This window comes from Shewanella sp. M16 (genome assembly GCF_018224605.1).
Classification (GTDB): Bacteria; Pseudomonadota; Gammaproteobacteria; order Enterobacterales; family Shewanellaceae; genus Shewanella; species Shewanella oncorhynchi.
Genome location: NZ_JAGTUL010000113.1, coordinates 1 through 581 on the forward strand (window position 1 = coordinate 1; position 581 = coordinate 581).

Annotated in this window: 1 pseudogene; it reads right to left on the reverse strand. The window is 55.1% G+C overall.

Annotated elements, in window-relative coordinates:
- Window positions 1-581: pseudogene (locus KFE26_RS23640) on the reverse strand (hypothetical protein); the annotation flags it as partial.

Consider the following 581-nt stretch of genomic DNA (forward strand, 5'->3'; position numbering starts at 1 on the left):
CGTGGCATCTGCTACTGTTCCAAGATTACGTCTTGGCCCCTGAGTAAAATTGCTGCCTGTTTGGGCACCTTGAGTCAGGCTCACAGGTGTCGGTATATTCACCTCCCATTTACGGCCGGTGTAACCTTGTGCGCCATTCGCCTCCGCCACTGTTGCAGGCATCTCGTCCGTAGATATGTCATCAGCCTGTGGCGTTGTTGCGGTTTGATGCGTGTTGGTGGTCTGCCCCGCGACAGACGGGCGATCTGTTGTTCCTACACTCGCCGTCGTACCCGCTATTGCTACAGGGACATCAATTTGAGCCCCATCATTACCCACATCCGCAACGGATGACGTGGCATCTGCTACTGTTCCAAGATTACGTCTTGGCCCCTGAGTAAAATTGCTGCCTGTTTGGGCACCTTGAGTCAGGCTCACAGGTGTCGGTATATTCACCTCCCATTTACGGCCGGTGTAACCTTGTGCGCCATTCGCCTCTGCCACTGTTGCAGGCATCTCGTCCGTAGATATGTCATCAGCCTGTGGCGTTGTTGCGGTTTGATGCGTGTTGGTGGTCTGCCCCGCGACAGACGGACGATCTG